Origin of the sequence: Paractinoplanes rhizophilus (genome assembly GCF_042664765.1) — a bacterium.
Taxonomy (GTDB): domain Bacteria; phylum Actinomycetota; class Actinomycetes; order Mycobacteriales; family Micromonosporaceae; genus Actinoplanes; species Actinoplanes rhizophilus.
The window spans coordinates 25,732-40,795 of sequence record NZ_JBHTBJ010000038.1 but is presented as its reverse complement, the minus strand read 5'-3'; the positions used below and the strand labels follow the sequence as shown (position 1 = coordinate 40,795).

Here is a 15,064-nt window from a genome sequence, read left to right as displayed (position 1 = left end):
CCCCCGGGCCGCCCTATGACCGGTACGCCGAACCCTTCCAGCGCGGGCTCCAGCGGCGCGGCGCGGGTGCAGACCAAGATCTCGGTCTCCGATCCGAAGATCATGGTCAACCTGCTGGGTGCCAAGGACGAAATCCTGCGGCTCATCGAGCGAACCCTCGCCAGCGACGTCCACGTCCGCGGTAACGAGATCACCATCACCGGCGACCCCGCCGAGAACGCCACCGCCGAACGCCTCTTCTCCGAGCTGATCGAGCTCATCGAGAAGGGCGAGACGCTCACCGTCGACTCGGTCCGCCGTACCGCCAACATGCTCGAGGAGAACACCTCCGAGCGCCCGGCCGAGGTGCTGACGCTCAACATCCTCTCCCGGCGCGGGCGCACCATCCGCCCCAAGACGCTGGGCCAGAAGCACTACGTCGACGCGATCGACGAGAACACGGTCGTCTTCGGCATCGGCCCGGCCGGCACCGGAAAGACGTACCTGGCGATGGCCAAGGCGGTGCAGGCGCTGACCGCCAAGCAGATCAGCCGCATCATCCTGACCCGCCCGGCGGTCGAGGCCGGCGAGCGGCTGGGCTTCCTGCCCGGCACCCTCACCGAAAAGATCGACCCGTACCTGCGGCCGCTCTACGACGCCCTGCACGACATGCTCGACCCGGAGTCGATCCCGCGCCTGATGGCCGCCGGCACGATCGAGGTCGCGCCGCTGGCCTACATGCGTGGTCGGGCGCAGCCGCTCACGACCAAGGTGCTGACGCCCGACGGCTGGCGGCAGCTCGGCGACCTCCGGGTCGGTGACCTGGTGGTCGGCTCCGACGGCTTGCCGACCCCGGTGCTCGGGGTCTACCCGCAGGGCCGCAAGCCGGTCTACCGGCTGACGACCCAGGACGGCGCGTCGACGCTGGCCTGCGGGGAGCACCTATGGACGGTCCGCTCGGTCGACGACCGCAGTCACGGCCGCCCATGGCGGGTGCTGCAGACCGACGAGATGATCGGCAAGCTGCGCCGGGGCGCGGTGCGCCGCTATGAGCTTCCGATGGTCGATCCGGTCGAGTTCGTGCCGCAGGAGGTGCCGCTCGACGCGTACGCGTTGGGTCTGCTCCTCGGCGACGGCTGCCTTACGACTTCGACCACGCCGGCGTTCTCCACCGCCGACCCCGAGCTCGCGGAGAGCCTTGAGGCCGCGTTGCCGGGCGTCGAGGTGTTCCACAGGCACGGGTACGACTACGTGCTGCGCCGCGAGGGCGGCGGCGGGCGGGGCGGCGTGATCACCGCCAACCCGGTGACGGCCGTGCTCCGGCAGCTCGGCCTGGCCGGGACCCGCTCGGAGACGAAGTTCGTGCCGCCGGCCTATCTGTGGAACAGCGCCGCGATCCGGCTGGCGGTGCTCCAGGGCCTGCTCGACAGCGACGGCGGCCCGGTTACCCAGCGTGGTCGCACGTGCCGCATCCAGTACACGACGTGCTCCGAACGACTGCGCGACGACGTCGTCTTCCTCGTCCGCTCGCTGGGCGGGGTGGCCTATTGGCGACGTCGCCTGGCGCTCGGCCGCAAGCCCGGTAAGGCGAACGGGCGCCCGGTCGGCTACCGGCATGACGCCTTCGTCCTCGACATCCGTCTGCCCGAGGGCATCCAGCCGTTCCGGCTCGGCCGCAAGCAGGCGAAATACGATGTGTCCGGAGGCGGTCGCCCGATGCGGATGATCGAGGCGATCGAGCCCGAGGGCGAGGCCGGGACCGTGTGCATCTCGGTCGCGGCCGCCGACTCGCTCTATGTCACCGACGACCTGATCGTCACCCACAACACGCTCAACGACGCGTTCATCATTCTGGACGAGGCGCAGAACACCACGCCCGAGCAGATGAAGATGTTCCTCACGCGTCTCGGTTTCGGATCCAAGATCGTCGTCACCGGCGACGTCACGCAGGTCGACCTGCCGGGTGGCACCTCGAGCGGCCTCAAGGTCGTGCGCGAGATCCTGCACGGGGTCGAGGACGTGCACTTCGCCGAGCTGTCCAGTGCCGACGTGGTGCGCCACCGGCTGGTGGCGGAGATCGTTGACGCGTACGCACGGTATGACGCCGAGCAGGAGCAAAGCGCCACCCAATCCGTCCGCGCCGTGCCCGGACGGGCCGCCTCATCGGGTGGCCGTTCCGGGCGTCGGCGCTGAGTTCAAGGGGTAAGAGCACCGGTGCGGATTATTCACGACGGTGGAGACGCCGCAGCTCAGCTCACCCTTACCGCATCTCACGGAAGGTCGTGAATAACCCGCAATGTCCATCGAGATCGCCAACGAGTCGGGAGTCGAGGTCGACACCGACGCGATCCTCGCGGTGGCCCGGTACGCCCTCGACGAGATGGGGGTCAACCCGCTCGCCGAGCTGTCGATCCTGCTCGTCGACATCGACTACATGGCCGAGCTGAACCACCGCTGGATGGGTGGCGACGGCCCGACCGACGTGCTCGCGTTCCCGATGGACGAGGGCAGCGTCGACCACGGTCCCGGCGAGGCCGGCACCGGGGAGCCGGCGCTGCTCGGCGACATCGTGCTGGCCCCCGAGGTGGCCGCCAAGCAGGCCGCCGCGGCGGGGCATTCGGCCGCCGACGAGCTGCACCTGCTGACGGTGCACGGCGCGCTGCATCTGCTCGGCTACGACCACGCCGAGCCGGAGGAGGAGCGCGAGATGTTCGCGCTGCAGAACCGCCTGCTGCAAGGCTGGCGGGCCGGACGGCAGGCTGGTTGATCGCGTGGATCCCGCACCCCTGCTCGCGGCAGTTGATCACGTGGGTCCCGGACATCTGCTCGCGGGCGGCCCGGCCTCGGCCGGCCTGCCGGACGTGCAGCTGATCACCGTCGCGGTGATCCTGGTCTTCCTGGCCGGGCTGGCCTCGATGGCCGACGCGGCGCTCGGCACGGTGTCGACGGCGCGCGCGGCCGAGATGGCCCGGGAGGGTCAGCGTGGCGCGGCCGCGCTGGCCGCCGTGGCCAAGGACGTGGTGCGCCACCTCAACCTGCTGCTCCTGCTGCGGTTGCTGTGCGAGCTCACCGCGACCACGATGATCGCGCTGGTCGCCGTGGACAGCTGGGGGATCGGCTGGCAGGCCGCGCTGGTCACGGCCGGCGTGATGACGGTGGTGAGCTTCGTCGTGGTCGGGGTCGCCCCCCGCACGATCGGGCGCCAGCACGCGTACGCCGTGGGCCGGGCCGCCGCGCCGCTGGTGCGCTGGCTGGGCAAGGTGCTCAATCCGCTCGCTTCGCTGCTGATCCTGATCGGCAACGCGGTCACGCCGGGCCGGGGCTTCCCGGAGGGGCCGTTCGGCAGCCAGGTGGAGCTGCGCGAGCTGGTCGACCTGGCGGAGCAGCGCGGGGTCGTCGAGCACGGCGAGCGCGAGATGATCCACTCGGTGTTCGCGCTGGGCGACACGATCGCCCGCGAGGTGATGGTGCCGCGGACCGAGATGGTGTGGATAGAGGAGTCCAAGACTCTCCAGCAGGCGCTCTACCTCTTCCTGCGCTCCGGTTTCTCGCGGATCCCGGTGATCGGGGAGAGCGTCGACGACGTGCTGGGCGTGCTCTACCTCAAGGACGTGATCCGCCGGACCCAGTCGGGCGATCCGGCGGCGACGGCGCAGGCGGTGGCCGAGGTGATGCGGCCGGCCACGTTCGTGCCGGAGTCGAAGCCGGTCGACGACCTGCTCTCCGAGATGCAGGCGGCCCGCACCCACCTGGTGATCGTGGTGGACGAGTACGGCGGCACGGCCGGTCTGGTCACGATCGAGGACATCCTCGAGGAGATCGTCGGGGAGATCACCGACGAGTACGACGTCGAGCGGCCCCCGGTCGAGCACCTCGAGGACGGCGCGGTGCGGGTGACGGCCCGGCTGCCGATCGAGGACCTGGGCGAGCTGTTCGGGGTCGAGCTGCCCGCCGACGAGGTGGAGACCGTGGGCGGATTGCTGGCGCAGACGCTGGGCCGCGTGCCCATTCCGGGCGCGAAGGTCGACGTGGGCGGCCTGCACCTGGTGGCCGAGGGCACGACCGGGCGGCGCAACCGGATCGACTCGGTGCTGGTGCGCCGGGTCACGCCGCCGGAGGAGCCGGCCGAGCCCGACACCGAGACCGAGACCGAGGAAAGACAGACTGCGGATGCCTGAGCAGATCTACGCAGGGGCCGCCGTGCCGGCGACCGACGGCACGGCGCTGAGCGCCGAGGACAACAAGCTGGTAATTCTGGCGCGAAGCGCACGCGCGCGGGTGGGTGCGGTCGAGGGTGCGGCGGTACGGGACCAGGACGGTCGCACGTACGCGGCGGCCACGGTGGTGCTGCCGAGCCTGTCGGTGACCGCGTTGCAGCTGGCGGTGGCGTCGGCGGTGGCGTCGGGCGCCGCGCGGCTGGAGGCGGCGGCGGTGGTGACCGAGGCGTCGGAGCTGGACGGCGCGGGGCACGCCGCGGTGCGGGACCTGTCGGCGGACGCGCCGATCCACGTGGCCGCGCCGGACGGCTCGTTGCTCGGCTCGGTCACCGCATGACCGACCCCAGCCGCGACAAGAGGGCTGCGCAGGAGCGGCGGCCCACTTCGGGTGAGCGGCCTGCTCCGGGTGAGCGCCCTGCTTCGGGAGAGCGCCGGCCTACTCCGGGTGAGCGGAACGAGCTTCGTCGTCAGGAGCGGCGGGCCGCTCGTCGCGGTGCCGAGGGCAGTTCACCCGACGTGTCACCGGGCCGCGGGAAGAGAGACGGTCAACAGCCGAGGGCCGGGGCGGCTCGGGGGCAGGGCAAGCCTGCCCAGGGCCGGGGACGACCCGGCTCCGGCGGGGCGGCGCCGGCCCGTACGGATAAAAAGCCTGATGGTGATCGCCTGCCGAAAGTCCACCGGCATGTCGAAGCGGCGCGTAGCGACGCGAGCGATGGGGTGTACCGGGCCGGGTTCGCGTGTTTTGTCGGGCGGCCGAACGCGGGCAAGAGCACGCTGACCAACGCGATCGTCGGGCAGAAGATCGCCATCACATCGAACAAGCCGCAGACCACGCGGCACGTGATCCGGGGGATTCTGCATCGCGAGGACGCGCAGCTGGTGCTGGTGGACACGCCGGGGCTGCACCGGCCGCGGACGCTGCTGGGGGAGCGGCTCAACGATCTCGTGCGGGAGGTGTGGAGCGAGGTCGACGTGATCGGGGTGTGCTTCCCGGCGGACGAGCCGGTGGGGCGCGGCGACCGGTTCATCTCGGCCGAGATGGCGCAGCTCAAGGCGACGGTGATCGCGGTGGTCACGAAGGTCGACCTGGTGGACTCGCGGCGGCTGGCCGAGCATCTGCTGGCGGTGAGCAAGCTGTACGACTTCGCCGAGATCGTGCCGGTCAGTGCGGTGTCGGGGCATCAGGTGCGGCAGCTGGTCGACGTGATGATCAAGTATCTGCCGGAGTCGCCGCAGCTGTATCCGGACGACGTGCTGACCGACGAGCCGGAGCAGGTGCTGATCGCCGAGCTGATCCGCGAGGCGGCCCTCGAAGGGGTGCGCGACGAGCTGCCGCATTCGATCGCGGTGCTGGTCGAGGAAATGATCGTCGAGGGCGGGCTCACGAAGATCTACGCGGATCTGTACGTGGAGCGCGACAGCCAGAAGTCGATCGTGATCGGGTCGCGGGGCGCTCGATTGAAAGAGGTGGGCAGCCGGGCCCGGCGGGAAATAGAGGGCCTTCTGGGTGGCAAGGTATACCTTGACCTGCACGTGCGGGTCGCGAAGGAATGGCAGCGTGATCCTCGTCAATTGCGCAAGCTTGGTTTCTAGTTTTCCGTAGTATGGGATAATTCACGCTGATTTGCGACCTTGGTCCTGGCCTGGGTAAGTCATGAGGCCTATGCGATCGCGGAACCAGTATCTCGACCTGTTGCGCGCCGTCGCGACCGTTCGTGTGGTGGTCTACCACTCCACGGGCTGGGCTGCCCTCACCATCGTCTTCCCCGCCATGTCGGTGATGTTCGCCCTCGCCGGCTCGCTGATGGCGGCGTCGCTCGACCGGTACGGCCCGTGGGCGGTCGAGAAGCGGCTGCATCGGCTGCTGCCCTCGATGTGGGTGCTGGCCGCGGTGGCGGTCCCCTCGATGCTGACGGCCGGCCTGGTGTGGGACTGGCGGGTGCTGCTGTGGGCGTTCCCGCTGGAGGATCCCCCGGCCACCGGCTTCTGGCTGGAGGGCCTCGCGGCCACCTGGTACCTGCGCGACTTCCTCTGGTTCGTGCTGCTGTCGCCGCTGGTGCTGCCGCTGTTCCGCCGCGCGCCGCTGGTCGCGGTGCTGGTTCCCTACGTCGCGCTGGCCGTGATCACCGTTGCCGGGCTCGCGCCGCCGCAAGTGCTCCGCGATCTCGCGTTGTACGGCGGGGCCTGGCTGCTCGGGTTCGCCCATCACGACGGCCTCCTGAAGCGCCGCCGCTGGTGGCTGATCGGCGCGCTGGCCGTGGCGGGCGCGGCGTGGGCGCTCACCCACCCCGGCCCGCGGGGCCTCGACCTCAACGACATCCCGCTGGCCAACGCGCTGTGGTCGGCGGCGTTCATCCTGGTGGCGCTGGGCGTGTCGCCGATGGTGCGGCCACGGCGGGTGCTGACGGTGCTGAACTCGCGGGCGCTGACGATCTATCTGTGGCACGTGCCGCTGATCGTGGCGGTGGCGAGGTTCGCGGGGTGGGCCGGCTTGCCGATCTTCGGCTGGGTCGGCATCGGCTGGCGGCTGGCGGTGGTGGCGGTGCTGCTGTCGATGGTCGTGCTGGCCGTGGGCTGGGTCGAGGACGTGGCCGCCGGGCGCCGGTTGACGCTGGTGCCGGGGGTGGCGGCGCGGCGGATGCCGGTGTCACCCGCCCCGGCGCCGGCGCCGGCGCAGTTGCGGCCGGCCTCGGATTCGCTGCCGAGCTGAGCGGGCGGCGGGCCTCTTCCCGGGCCCGGTCGGCCTCTTGGCCGGCGCCGGTCAGCGGGCGCGGACGAGCAACGGCTGGGCCACCTGGGCGATTTTTCCGAAATTATCGGACATGGTGGCCTCGGCCAGGCCCAGGCCGTCGTCGGAGAGGACGGTGCGACAGGCCATGTGCACCCACTCGCCGACCGGCTCGCGCAGCAGCGTGGTCGTCATCGTGGGCGGGATCGACAGCCACTTGTCGACCGGGAGCTCGGCCGACAGCCCGTTGGCCGAGTCGGCCACGATCAGCGCGCGGTCCTGGCCGGTCAGCTCGACGCCGTCGATCAGCGGCATCCGCACCCGGGTCCACACGTGGGTCTCGCCGAGGGCGTCCAGGCTGCCCACCGTGCAGCGCCACTCGATCGCGCGGCCGTAGCCCCACCGCGCGCCGAAGCTGTCGCCGAATGTGTGCTCCTGCTCGGGCAGCGGCTCGGGCGCGACGGTCCCGGTGACCACCGGCGGCTGCGGGCCGGGCGCGATGTGCCAGGCCCGCGCGGTCACCGCGACCCGGCCGTCGATCACCATGCGGGCCTCGTTGAGCGCGGTCAGCCGGCCCGGCTTGAGCGGCGACACCTCCACCCGGAACTCGCGGCGCGGTATCGGCCCGAGGAAGTCCACCGAGATGCGAGCCAGTCTCAGCCCGTCGAGGCGCAGGAGGTGGCCGAGCAGCGCGGCGGGCGGGCCGCCGTGCTGCATGGCGCTGTCCCAGGGGCTCTCGGTCGACTCGGTCGGTGCGTAGCGGTCGTCACCCAGCGGCTGGTAGAAGGTCACGGAACAGAGGCTACGGTGACGTCGCCGCTGGCGACGCGCACGTCGATCACATTCTTGGACGTGGCGTCGCTGGTCAGCCCATTGGTGTGCACGTCGCCCGAGCCGGACTTGGTGACCAGCTTGTATTTACCGTCGGCCGGCACCGTGATCGTCATGTCGCCGCTGGTCGAGTGGGCGGTCACCGAGTTGGGCGCGGCGAGCGACACCTGGACGTCGCCGGAGGTGACGCCGATGTCGACCGGGCCGCCTGCGTCGCGCGCCTCGATGTTGCCGGAGGTCGACTTGATCTTCACCGCGCCCTTGGCGTTGAGCACCTTGATGTCGCCCGAGGTCGCCTTGATCTGCACCGGGCCGATGGCGTCGCTCACGGTGAGGTCACCCGAGGTGACCTCGAGGTCGGTGTCGGCCACCCCCTCGAGGCGGATGTCGCCGGACCGCTCCTTGCCGCGCACCTTGACACCGGGGGCGGTGTTGATCTCGTAGGACACCGAGCAGTTGACCCCGCAGGAGGTGTCGATGGTCAGCGTCGTGCCGTCGAGCTTGTAGGACTCGCCCGGGTTGGTCGACCGGCGGATGACCCGGTGGACCGCGGTCTCGGTCACGCCCGCGGTGGTGGTGACCACCACGTCGCCGGCGCCGCCGGTCAGCACGATGTCGGTGACCTTGCTCGGCAGGGTGTCGTCGTAGGTCATCTTGGCCCCGATGACCCCGGCGCAGCCGGTCAGGGCGGTCGTCGACGCGGCGATGAGAGCGAGGACTCCGGCGCGCCGGATCAGGGTCGTGGTCATGGCTCGACGCTATTGGCCCGGCCCGGCTCGCACTATCGGTCCTCTCACTGAGCCGCCCCCTAGATGACCCTGAGATCCGGGTCAGGGTTTGTCGTACCCGCGGGGCAGAATGGCTTCCGTGCCCACCGGATCCGGCTACCGCCGGCAGCTCTACCGCGACGACGCGGTCGTGCTGCGCGTGCAAAAGCTCGGCGAGAGCGACCGGATCATCACGCTACTGACCCGCCGCCACGGCCGGTTGCGCGCGGTCGCCCGGGGCGTGCGGCGCACCATGTCCCGCTTCGGCGCCCGGCTCGAGCCGTTCGGCCACGTCGACCTGCAGCTCGCCGGCTCCCCCGAGGGCGTCGGCAGCTCGCTGCACTCGGTCAGCCAGGTCGAGGCCGTCGCGCTCTACGGCAAGCAGTTCCTCACCGACTACCCGCGTTACACGGCGGCCAGCGCGATCGCCGAGACCGCCGAGCGGCTCACCCCGGTCGAGCGCGAGCCGTCGCTGCGACTGTTCCAGCTCACGCTGGGCGCCCTCAAGGCGCTCGCGGCCGGCGAGCACGCCGGCGGCCTGGTGCTGGACGCCTACCTGCTGCGTGCCATGGCCACGGCCGGCTGGGCGCCCGCGGTCGCCGAGTGCGCGGTCTGCGGCACTCCCGGCCGGCACGCCGCGTTCTCGGTGCCGGCCGGCGGCGCGGTCTGCCCCGACTGCCGGCCGCCCGGCTCGGCCCATCCGGCGCCGGCGACGCTGCTGCTGATGAGCGCCCTCACCGACGGCGACTGGATGATCGCCGATGCCGCCGAGCAGCCGGTGCGGCGCGAGTGCAGCGGCCTGGTCGCCGCCCACCTGCAATGGCACATGGAGCGGGCGCTGCGCTCGCTGCCGCTTGTCGATCGACGGGAGAACCCCTGATGCCGCGTCCGCCCACCCCGCACCTGTCCGGCGCCCGCCCGCCGGAGCTGCCCAAGGCGGCGCTGCCCCGGCACGTCGCGATCGTGATGGACGGCAACGGGCGCTGGGCCAAGGAGCGGGGGCTCTCCCGCACCAAGGGCCACGAGCAGGGTGAGTTCTCGCTCTTCGACACGATCGAGGGCGCCATCGAGCTGGGCGTCCCGTACCTGTCGGCCTATGCCTTCTCGACGGAGAACTGGAAGCGCTCGCCCGAGGAGGTGCGCTTCCTGATGGGCTTCAACCGCGACGTCATCCGGCGCCGCCGCGATCAGCTCGTCGACCTCGGCGTGCGGGTGGTCTGGTCGGGACGCGCGGGCCGGCTGTGGAAGAGCGTGATCCAGGAGCTGCAGACCGCCGAGCAGATGTCCAAGGACAACAGCACGCTGACGCTGCAGTTCTGCGTGAACTACGGCGGCCAGGCCGAGATCGCCGACGCCACCCAGCGGATCGCCCGGGACGTGGCCGCCGGCAAGCTCAAGCCCGACCGGGTGAACGAGAAGACGATCGCCCGCTACCTCTACCACCCCGAGGTGCCCGAGGTCGATCTCTTCCTGCGCCCGTCCGGCGAGCAGCGCACGTCGAATTTCCTGCTCTGGCAGTCGGCGTACGCGGAGATGGTCTTCCTCGACACGCTCTGGCCCGACTTCGACCGCCGCCATTTGTGGTACGCGTGTGAGCTGTACGCGGGGCGGGACCGTCGCTTCGGCGGCGCCGTGCCGAACCCGGTGGCGCCGCCCAAGTCGTCGTAGGCCGCGGGCGTCGTCGGGCGTGGGCGTCGTCGGCCACGGGTGGCGTCTTTGGGCTGCGAGCGCCGTCGGGCACGGGTGGCGTCGTTGGGCTGCGGGCGTCGTGGGGCGCGGGGCGGCGTCGTTGGGCAGCGGGATGGCGTCGGGCGCGGGTCGTTGGCCCGGGTTCAGGCGGTGAGGACCCGCACGGTGGCCTCCACGTCGGACATGTCGGGGAGCACGGCGTGGGCGCCCGCGAGGACCAGGTCGGCCATCTTGGTGGCGCCGGTCGCCACGCCCACGGCGAGCGCGCCGTTGGCCAGCGCGGCCGTCACGTCGTGGACGGTGTCTCCGACCACGACCGGGGTGAAGCGCTCGCCGTACTTCGCCTCGGCTCGTTCCATGCTGCGCTTGACCAGCGTGGCCCGCACGCTGTCGTCGGTGCCGTACCCGCCCACGTCGGCGTCGAAGGCGTCCGCGAGGTCGAAGGCGGCCACCTTGGCCCGCGCGACCTCGGGGACGTTGCCGGTGACCAGCGTCTGCACCACGTTCGGGTCGTCGCCGAGGCGGCCGAGCACATCCCGGACTCCCGGCATCAGCGCGCCCTGCTCGCCGAACTCGTGCTGGGTCAGCCGGACGTGCTCCACGTACCGCAGGAAGAACCGCTCGGGCGTGCAGTCGGTGACCCCGTGCGCGGCGAACACCTCGGCGCAGATGTCCATGTCGGTGCGCCCGCCGAACACCGGCGTCGCCAGCCACTCGCGGCCGGTGATCTCGGTGAACGCCCTCTTCCAGGCACGTCCCGCCACCCCGCCGCCGCGTAGCAGGGTGTAGTCGACGTCCCACATGACCAGGCGTCTCACTCGCGCAGGGCCCGTTCGATGTGCTCGACCTTGGCGTGCAGCGCGTCGGTGACCCCCGGCCGCACATCGGCCTTGAGCGACAGGCTGACCCGCGGCGAGGCCTGGGCGACCGCCTCGACGGCCTGCTTGACCACGGCGAAGCATTCGTCCCACTCACCCTCGATCGTGGTGAACATGGCGTCGGTGCGATGCGGCAGCCCCGACGCCCGCACCACCCGCACCGCCTCGGCGACGAGGTCGCCGACCGACTCACCCGCTCCGAGCGGTGTCACCGAAAACGCAACCAGCATGAGCCCATCGTCCCAGCCCGCCGCGGGTGCAAGGCAAGCCTCCGGAGGCCGCCGTGTCCGAGCCGTTGCGGAGCGGAGAGAGCGCTCTCACGGGGTCGCCCCACGGGTTGGCCGGGCCGGGAGAGGCGGCCGCGGATCGCGCTTCCTCGCCAGCCAGGGGTCGAACCGCCATGCAAGCTGCCCGTTCGTGCGGCCACCGCGGCGGGCGCACGCCACCGTGGCGGGCACGCCACCGCGGCCGGCGCACGCCATCGCCGGCGCACGCCATCGCGGCGGGCGCACGCCACCGCCCGCGCCCGCCACCGCCGAGATCTTGATAACAGAGTGTGCGGGGCGAGCGGCAGCTCATCATGATCGCACCGCGCTGGCCCGGGCACTGCTGATATAATGTGATATTTCGGGCGTGGCCCTCAGTGGGCGGGCCGGAGGCGGGCGGCGGCGCGGAGGCGGGCGGCGGCTCGGACGCGGCGGCGGCTCGGACGCGGGCGGCGGCGCGGACGCGGGCGGCGGCGCGGAGGTGGACGGCGGCGCGGAGGTGGACGGCGGCTCGGAGGTGGACGGCGGCTCGGAGGCGGGCGGCGGCGCGGACCGGGACAGGCAGGTACGAGCGTATTGCCGGGACGAAGGCGACCACCGCCACGAAGTTGGCGCACGAGCCTCGGCCGGGCGGTCCCTCGTCACGGACGAGCTCAGCCGATGATCGGGCGGAACAAGCCGGTCAGGATCGTGGTGGTGAGCACCACGGCGGCCAGGGCCAGCGCGCCGATCATGAGCAGCGCATCGGCCCCCGTGAAGACCTGACGGCGGGCGTAGGTGCGCGGCACCGACGAGTCGAAGCCGCGCGCGTCCATCGCCACCGCCAGCCGCCCGCCGCGCCGCAGGGCGCCGACGAGCAGGGCGAACGCCGTCGCCGGGAACGCGCGGATGCCGCTGTCCACGCCCCGGGCCCGGCGGGCCAGCGTGAGCATCTGCCACTCCTCGCCGAGCAGTGGCAGCAGGCGGAGCGCGGCCAGCGCGCCGATCGCGAACCGGGGCGGCGCCTTGGCGTTCTGCACCAGCGCGTCGGCCAGGTCGGTGGGATCGGTGGTGGCGAAGACGATCACGCCGGGCAGCGCGATCGCGAACAGCCGCAGCACCAGCCCGAGCGCCGAGATGAGCACGTCGGTCGTGATGTCGAACGGGCCGAGGTCGAGCAGCAGCGCGCCGCCGCGGTCGGCCGCGAACAGCACCATCGTCACGATCAGGCCGATCGCCGCCAGCACGAGCGGCCAGGCGCGCCGGGCCAGCGTCGCGTAGCGCAGGCCGAACAGCGGCAGCACGGTCAGCTCGATCACCAGGGCCAGCGTCGGGGTCAGCGGGTCCAGCGTGGCGACCAGCGGCAGCGTGAAGAGCAGGGCGGCGGCGAGCTTGGCGACCGGGTTGCGCCGGGCGAGGGGCGCGGCCGGATCGGCGACCGGCTGCAGGGTCAAGGTCACTGCCGCCGCCGGCGGGGGAGGGGGTCGTTCAGCTTCGGAGACCCCAGAGGCAGCGTACGGTCGGCGAGCGTCTGCACGAAGTCGTCGTCGTGGGTGACCGCAACCACGGCGTGCCCGTCGTCGCGGAGCGTGGCGAGCAGGGTGACCAGCTCGATCCAGGTCCGCCGGTCCTGGCCGAAGGTGGGCTCGTCGAGCACCAGCAGGCGCGGCGCGGTGGCCAGCGCCGTCGCGACGCTCAGCCGCCGGGCCTCGCCCCCGGAGAGCGTGTACGGGTTCGCCTGCGCCAGCTTGGTCAGCCGCAGGCGCTCGAGCAACTGGTCGACCGTCTCCTGGACGGCGGCGGCGCTGCGGCCCAGCCGGCGGGGCCCGACCGCGAGCTCGTCGGCGACCCGCGCGGTGACGAACTGGTGCTCGGGGTTCTGGAAGACCGACCCGATCCGCTGGGTGAGCGTCGCGGCCTTCCACTTGTGCGGCGGCCGCGGATCGCCGAACGCCGTCACCGCGCCGCCGCCCGGCGCGAGCAGTCCGCCCAGCACCAGCGCCAGCGTCGACTTGCCGGTCCCGTTCGGCCCGGTCACCGCCAGCACCTCGCCGGCGCCCACCGCCATCGTGACCGGGGCGCGCAGCCGCTGCCCGACCGTGACCTCCTCGGCGCGGATCAGCTCGCCGGTGGCGGGCGTGGCGGCCTTCAGCGGCGGGATGGCGAAGCCGGGCACCCACACGCCGTCGGCGGCCAGCCGGTCCCCGTACGCGGCGAACACCACCTCGGGCGCGCCGTCGGCCCGGATGCCGCCGCCCGGCTCCAGCACCACCACCCGGTCGACCAGCGGCAGGGCCTCGGCCACCCGGTGCTCGACCACGATCAGGGTGGCTTCGTCGCGGGATCGCACGATCGCCTCCCGGACCAGCTCGGCCCCGGCCGGGTCGAGGTTGGCCGTCGGCTCGTCGAGCAACAGCAGGGTCGGCCGCAACGCGAGCACGCCGGCCAGCGCGAGCCGCTGCGCCTCGCCGCCGGAGAGCGCCGCGGTCGACCGGGTGATCGGGTACGGGAAGCCGACGCGATCCAGCGCGTCGCTGACCCGTGGCCAGATGTCCCGGGCCGGCACGCCGCGATTCTCCAGGCCGAACGCGACGTCGTCGCCGCTGCGGGCCATCACCAGCTGGGTCTGCGGGTCCTGGAAGACGATGCCCACCCCGGGCCCGGGTTCTCCGCGTCCGGATGGCCAGGCGTCGGACGCGGCACGGTTGCGGGCCGCGCGCGGATCCACGCCGTCGATCAGCGCCTGGCCGGCCTGCTCGCCGGAATCGTCGGGGAGCAGCCCGGCCAGCGCCGCGAGCAGGGTGCTCTTGCCGGCCCCGGAGGGACCGAGCAGCAGCACCCGCTCACCGTGCTCGATGGTCAGGTCGACGTCGCGGACCGCCCACGCGCGGCGGCCCGCATGCCGCCACCCGAAACTCCGCAGCTCGACCCGACTCATGATTCACATGGCACCACGGATCAGACCAGCGCGCGCGATCGGCCCGCCGGGAAGCGGTCGAGCACACCCGTCTGAGCCAGCGCCCGCACCAGCAGCACGCTGCCGATCCCGGCGACCACCAGCGCCGACGCCGACGCGATCAGGATGTACGGGATGCGCAGCGTGGCCCACGAGGTGCCGCCGTACCAGACGAACGCGTCGTACACCGAGGCCACGACGCCCGCGGTGGCGCCGGCCAGCATCGCCACCGGCAGGTTGTAGACCCGGTAGGCGAACACCGCGAAGATCAGCTCCGCGCCGAGCGCCTCGAGCGGGCCCTGCACGACCAGGGTCCAGCCCCAGCTCGTGCCGATCGCCACCGAGACCAGCGAGGCGATCGTCAGGGTGTAGAACGCGGCGCCCGGCTTGCGCACGATCAGCGCTCCGAGCACCGCCGGCACCAGCCACATGCCGTAGAGAACGGCCCGGCCGGGCAGCGGGATGGCGTCGGCGGGCCCGTTCCAGAGCAGGTTCCACGCCCAGAAGATGACGCCGAACGCGACCGCGACGATGCTGGCGATGACGATGTCGATCGTCCGCCATCGGTTGGAGTTGCTAGCCATGATGAGCCTCCCAGTTTGGCCTCGTCTGGAGACGTAGTGGGAGGAGACGCACGCCGCTGCGTTGCGGCGCGGCTGGAGAAAGACCGAGCTTCCTGCGCTGGCATTACCCAGATCAGGTACGAGGGTCTGCGGGTTGTCCCCGCACTCTCAGCGCTGTGCGCTCCCCTGTCGGTGAAGGTTGTTCGCGACG

At 72.0% G+C, this 15,064-nt stretch carries 14 protein-coding genes, 3 pseudogenes and 1 riboswitch; of the genes and pseudogenes, 10 read left to right on the top strand and 7 right to left on the bottom strand.

All coding sequences use genetic code 11. The features are described from left to right. Positions 1 to 15: 15 nt before the first annotated feature. The 8 genes and pseudogenes from ACFQS1_RS33055 to ACFQS1_RS33020 form a co-directional block, all read left to right on the top strand. Positions 16 to 729: pseudogene (locus ACFQS1_RS33055) on the top strand (PhoH family protein); the annotation flags it as partial. Next, positions 718 to 1,542, top strand: a pseudogene (locus tag ACFQS1_RS33050) (LAGLIDADG family homing endonuclease); the annotation flags it as partial. The pseudogenes ACFQS1_RS33055 and ACFQS1_RS33050, both read left to right, overlap by 12 nt. 261 nt (positions 1,543 to 1,803) lie before the next feature. Further along, a pseudogene (locus ACFQS1_RS33045) lies at positions 1,804 to 2,172 on the top strand (PhoH family protein); the annotation flags it as partial. A 103-nt stretch (positions 2,173 to 2,275) separates the two neighbouring features. Next, complete coding sequence (gene ybeY / locus ACFQS1_RS33040) at positions 2,276 to 2,746, top strand: rRNA maturation RNase YbeY (RefSeq protein WP_378975928.1); 471 nt, start codon at positions 2,276 to 2,278, stop codon at positions 2,744 to 2,746. A 94-nt stretch (positions 2,747 to 2,840) separates the two neighbouring features. Next, complete coding sequence (locus ACFQS1_RS33035) at positions 2,841 to 4,157, top strand: hemolysin family protein (protein ID WP_378975958.1); 1,317 nt, start codon at positions 2,841 to 2,843, stop codon at positions 4,155 to 4,157. Beyond that, complete coding sequence (locus ACFQS1_RS33030) at positions 4,150 to 4,533, top strand: cytidine deaminase (protein WP_378975927.1); 384 nt, start codon at positions 4,150 to 4,152, stop codon at positions 4,531 to 4,533. Before ACFQS1_RS33035 ends, ACFQS1_RS33030 begins: the two co-directional genes overlap by 8 nt. A gap of 380 nt (positions 4,534 to 4,913) precedes the next feature. Beyond that, entirely contained in the window at positions 4,914 to 5,789 is an 876-nt protein-coding gene (gene era / locus ACFQS1_RS33025) for a GTPase Era (protein ID WP_378975926.1), read from the top strand. Between the two features lie 70 nt (positions 5,790 to 5,859). Beyond that, positions 5,860 to 6,906, top strand: coding sequence for an acyltransferase family protein (locus ACFQS1_RS33020; protein WP_378975925.1), 1,047 nt, complete (start codon positions 5,860 to 5,862; stop codon positions 6,904 to 6,906). 51 nt (positions 6,907 to 6,957) lie between these two features. On the opposite strand, the gene ACFQS1_RS33015 is transcribed toward ACFQS1_RS33020, so the two are convergent. Together ACFQS1_RS33015 and ACFQS1_RS33010 are read right to left on the bottom strand one after the other, a co-directional pair. Then, complete coding sequence (locus ACFQS1_RS33015) at positions 6,958 to 7,716, bottom strand: thioesterase family protein (protein ID WP_378975924.1); 759 nt, start codon at positions 7,714 to 7,716, stop codon at positions 6,958 to 6,960. Further along, positions 7,713 to 8,504, bottom strand: coding sequence for a DUF4097 family beta strand repeat-containing protein (locus ACFQS1_RS33010; protein WP_378975923.1), 792 nt, complete (start codon positions 8,502 to 8,504; stop codon positions 7,713 to 7,715). The genes ACFQS1_RS33015 and ACFQS1_RS33010 overlap by 4 nt, the downstream gene beginning before the upstream one ends. Before the next feature lie 109 nt (positions 8,505 to 8,613). Between ACFQS1_RS33010 and recO the strand changes: the two genes are divergently transcribed. Next, the gene (gene recO / locus ACFQS1_RS33005; protein ID WP_378975922.1) at positions 8,614 to 9,402 is read left to right on the top strand and encodes a DNA repair protein RecO; all 789 of its coding nucleotides are present in this window, start codon (positions 8,614 to 8,616) and stop codon (positions 9,400 to 9,402) included. Continuing rightward, positions 9,402 to 10,190 (top strand): isoprenyl transferase, encoded by a 789-nt coding sequence (locus ACFQS1_RS33000; protein WP_378975921.1) that lies wholly within the window; start codon positions 9,402 to 9,404, stop codon positions 10,188 to 10,190. The genes recO and ACFQS1_RS33000 overlap by 1 nt, the downstream gene beginning before the upstream one ends. 164 nt (positions 10,191 to 10,354) lie before the next feature. Here ACFQS1_RS33000 and ACFQS1_RS32995 read toward each other — a convergent pair whose 3' ends face one another. The 5 genes from ACFQS1_RS32995 to ACFQS1_RS32975 all read right to left on the bottom strand — a co-directional run bounded on the left by ACFQS1_RS32995 (position 10,355) and on the right by ACFQS1_RS32975 (position 14,877). Further along, a complete protein-coding gene (locus ACFQS1_RS32995) occupies positions 10,355 to 11,029 on the bottom strand; it encodes an HAD family hydrolase (RefSeq protein ID WP_378975920.1) in 675 nt (224 codons plus the stop codon). Then, positions 11,026 to 11,319 (bottom strand): MTH1187 family thiamine-binding protein, encoded by a 294-nt coding sequence (locus ACFQS1_RS32990; RefSeq protein ID WP_378975919.1) that lies wholly within the window; start codon positions 11,317 to 11,319, stop codon positions 11,026 to 11,028. Before ACFQS1_RS32990 ends, ACFQS1_RS32995 begins: the two co-directional genes overlap by 4 nt. Before the next feature lie 689 nt (positions 11,320 to 12,008). After that, positions 12,009 to 12,794: an energy-coupling factor transporter transmembrane component T family protein gene (locus ACFQS1_RS32985; RefSeq protein ID WP_378975918.1), complete on the bottom strand. Its 786-nt coding sequence runs from the start codon at positions 12,792 to 12,794 to the stop codon at positions 12,009 to 12,011. Next, entirely contained in the window at positions 12,791 to 14,272 is a 1,482-nt protein-coding gene (locus ACFQS1_RS32980) for an ABC transporter ATP-binding protein (RefSeq protein ID WP_378975917.1), read from the bottom strand. The genes ACFQS1_RS32985 and ACFQS1_RS32980 overlap by 4 nt, the downstream gene beginning before the upstream one ends. A 20-nt stretch (positions 14,273 to 14,292) precedes the next feature. Continuing rightward, positions 14,293 to 14,877, bottom strand: a complete 585-nt coding sequence (locus ACFQS1_RS32975) for an ECF transporter S component (RefSeq protein WP_378975957.1) — start codon at positions 14,875 to 14,877, stop codon at positions 14,293 to 14,295. A gap of 68 nt (positions 14,878 to 14,945) precedes the next feature. Then, a riboswitch (TPP riboswitch) is annotated at positions 14,946 to 15,051 on the bottom strand. Between the last annotated feature and the right edge of the window lie 13 nt (positions 15,052 to 15,064).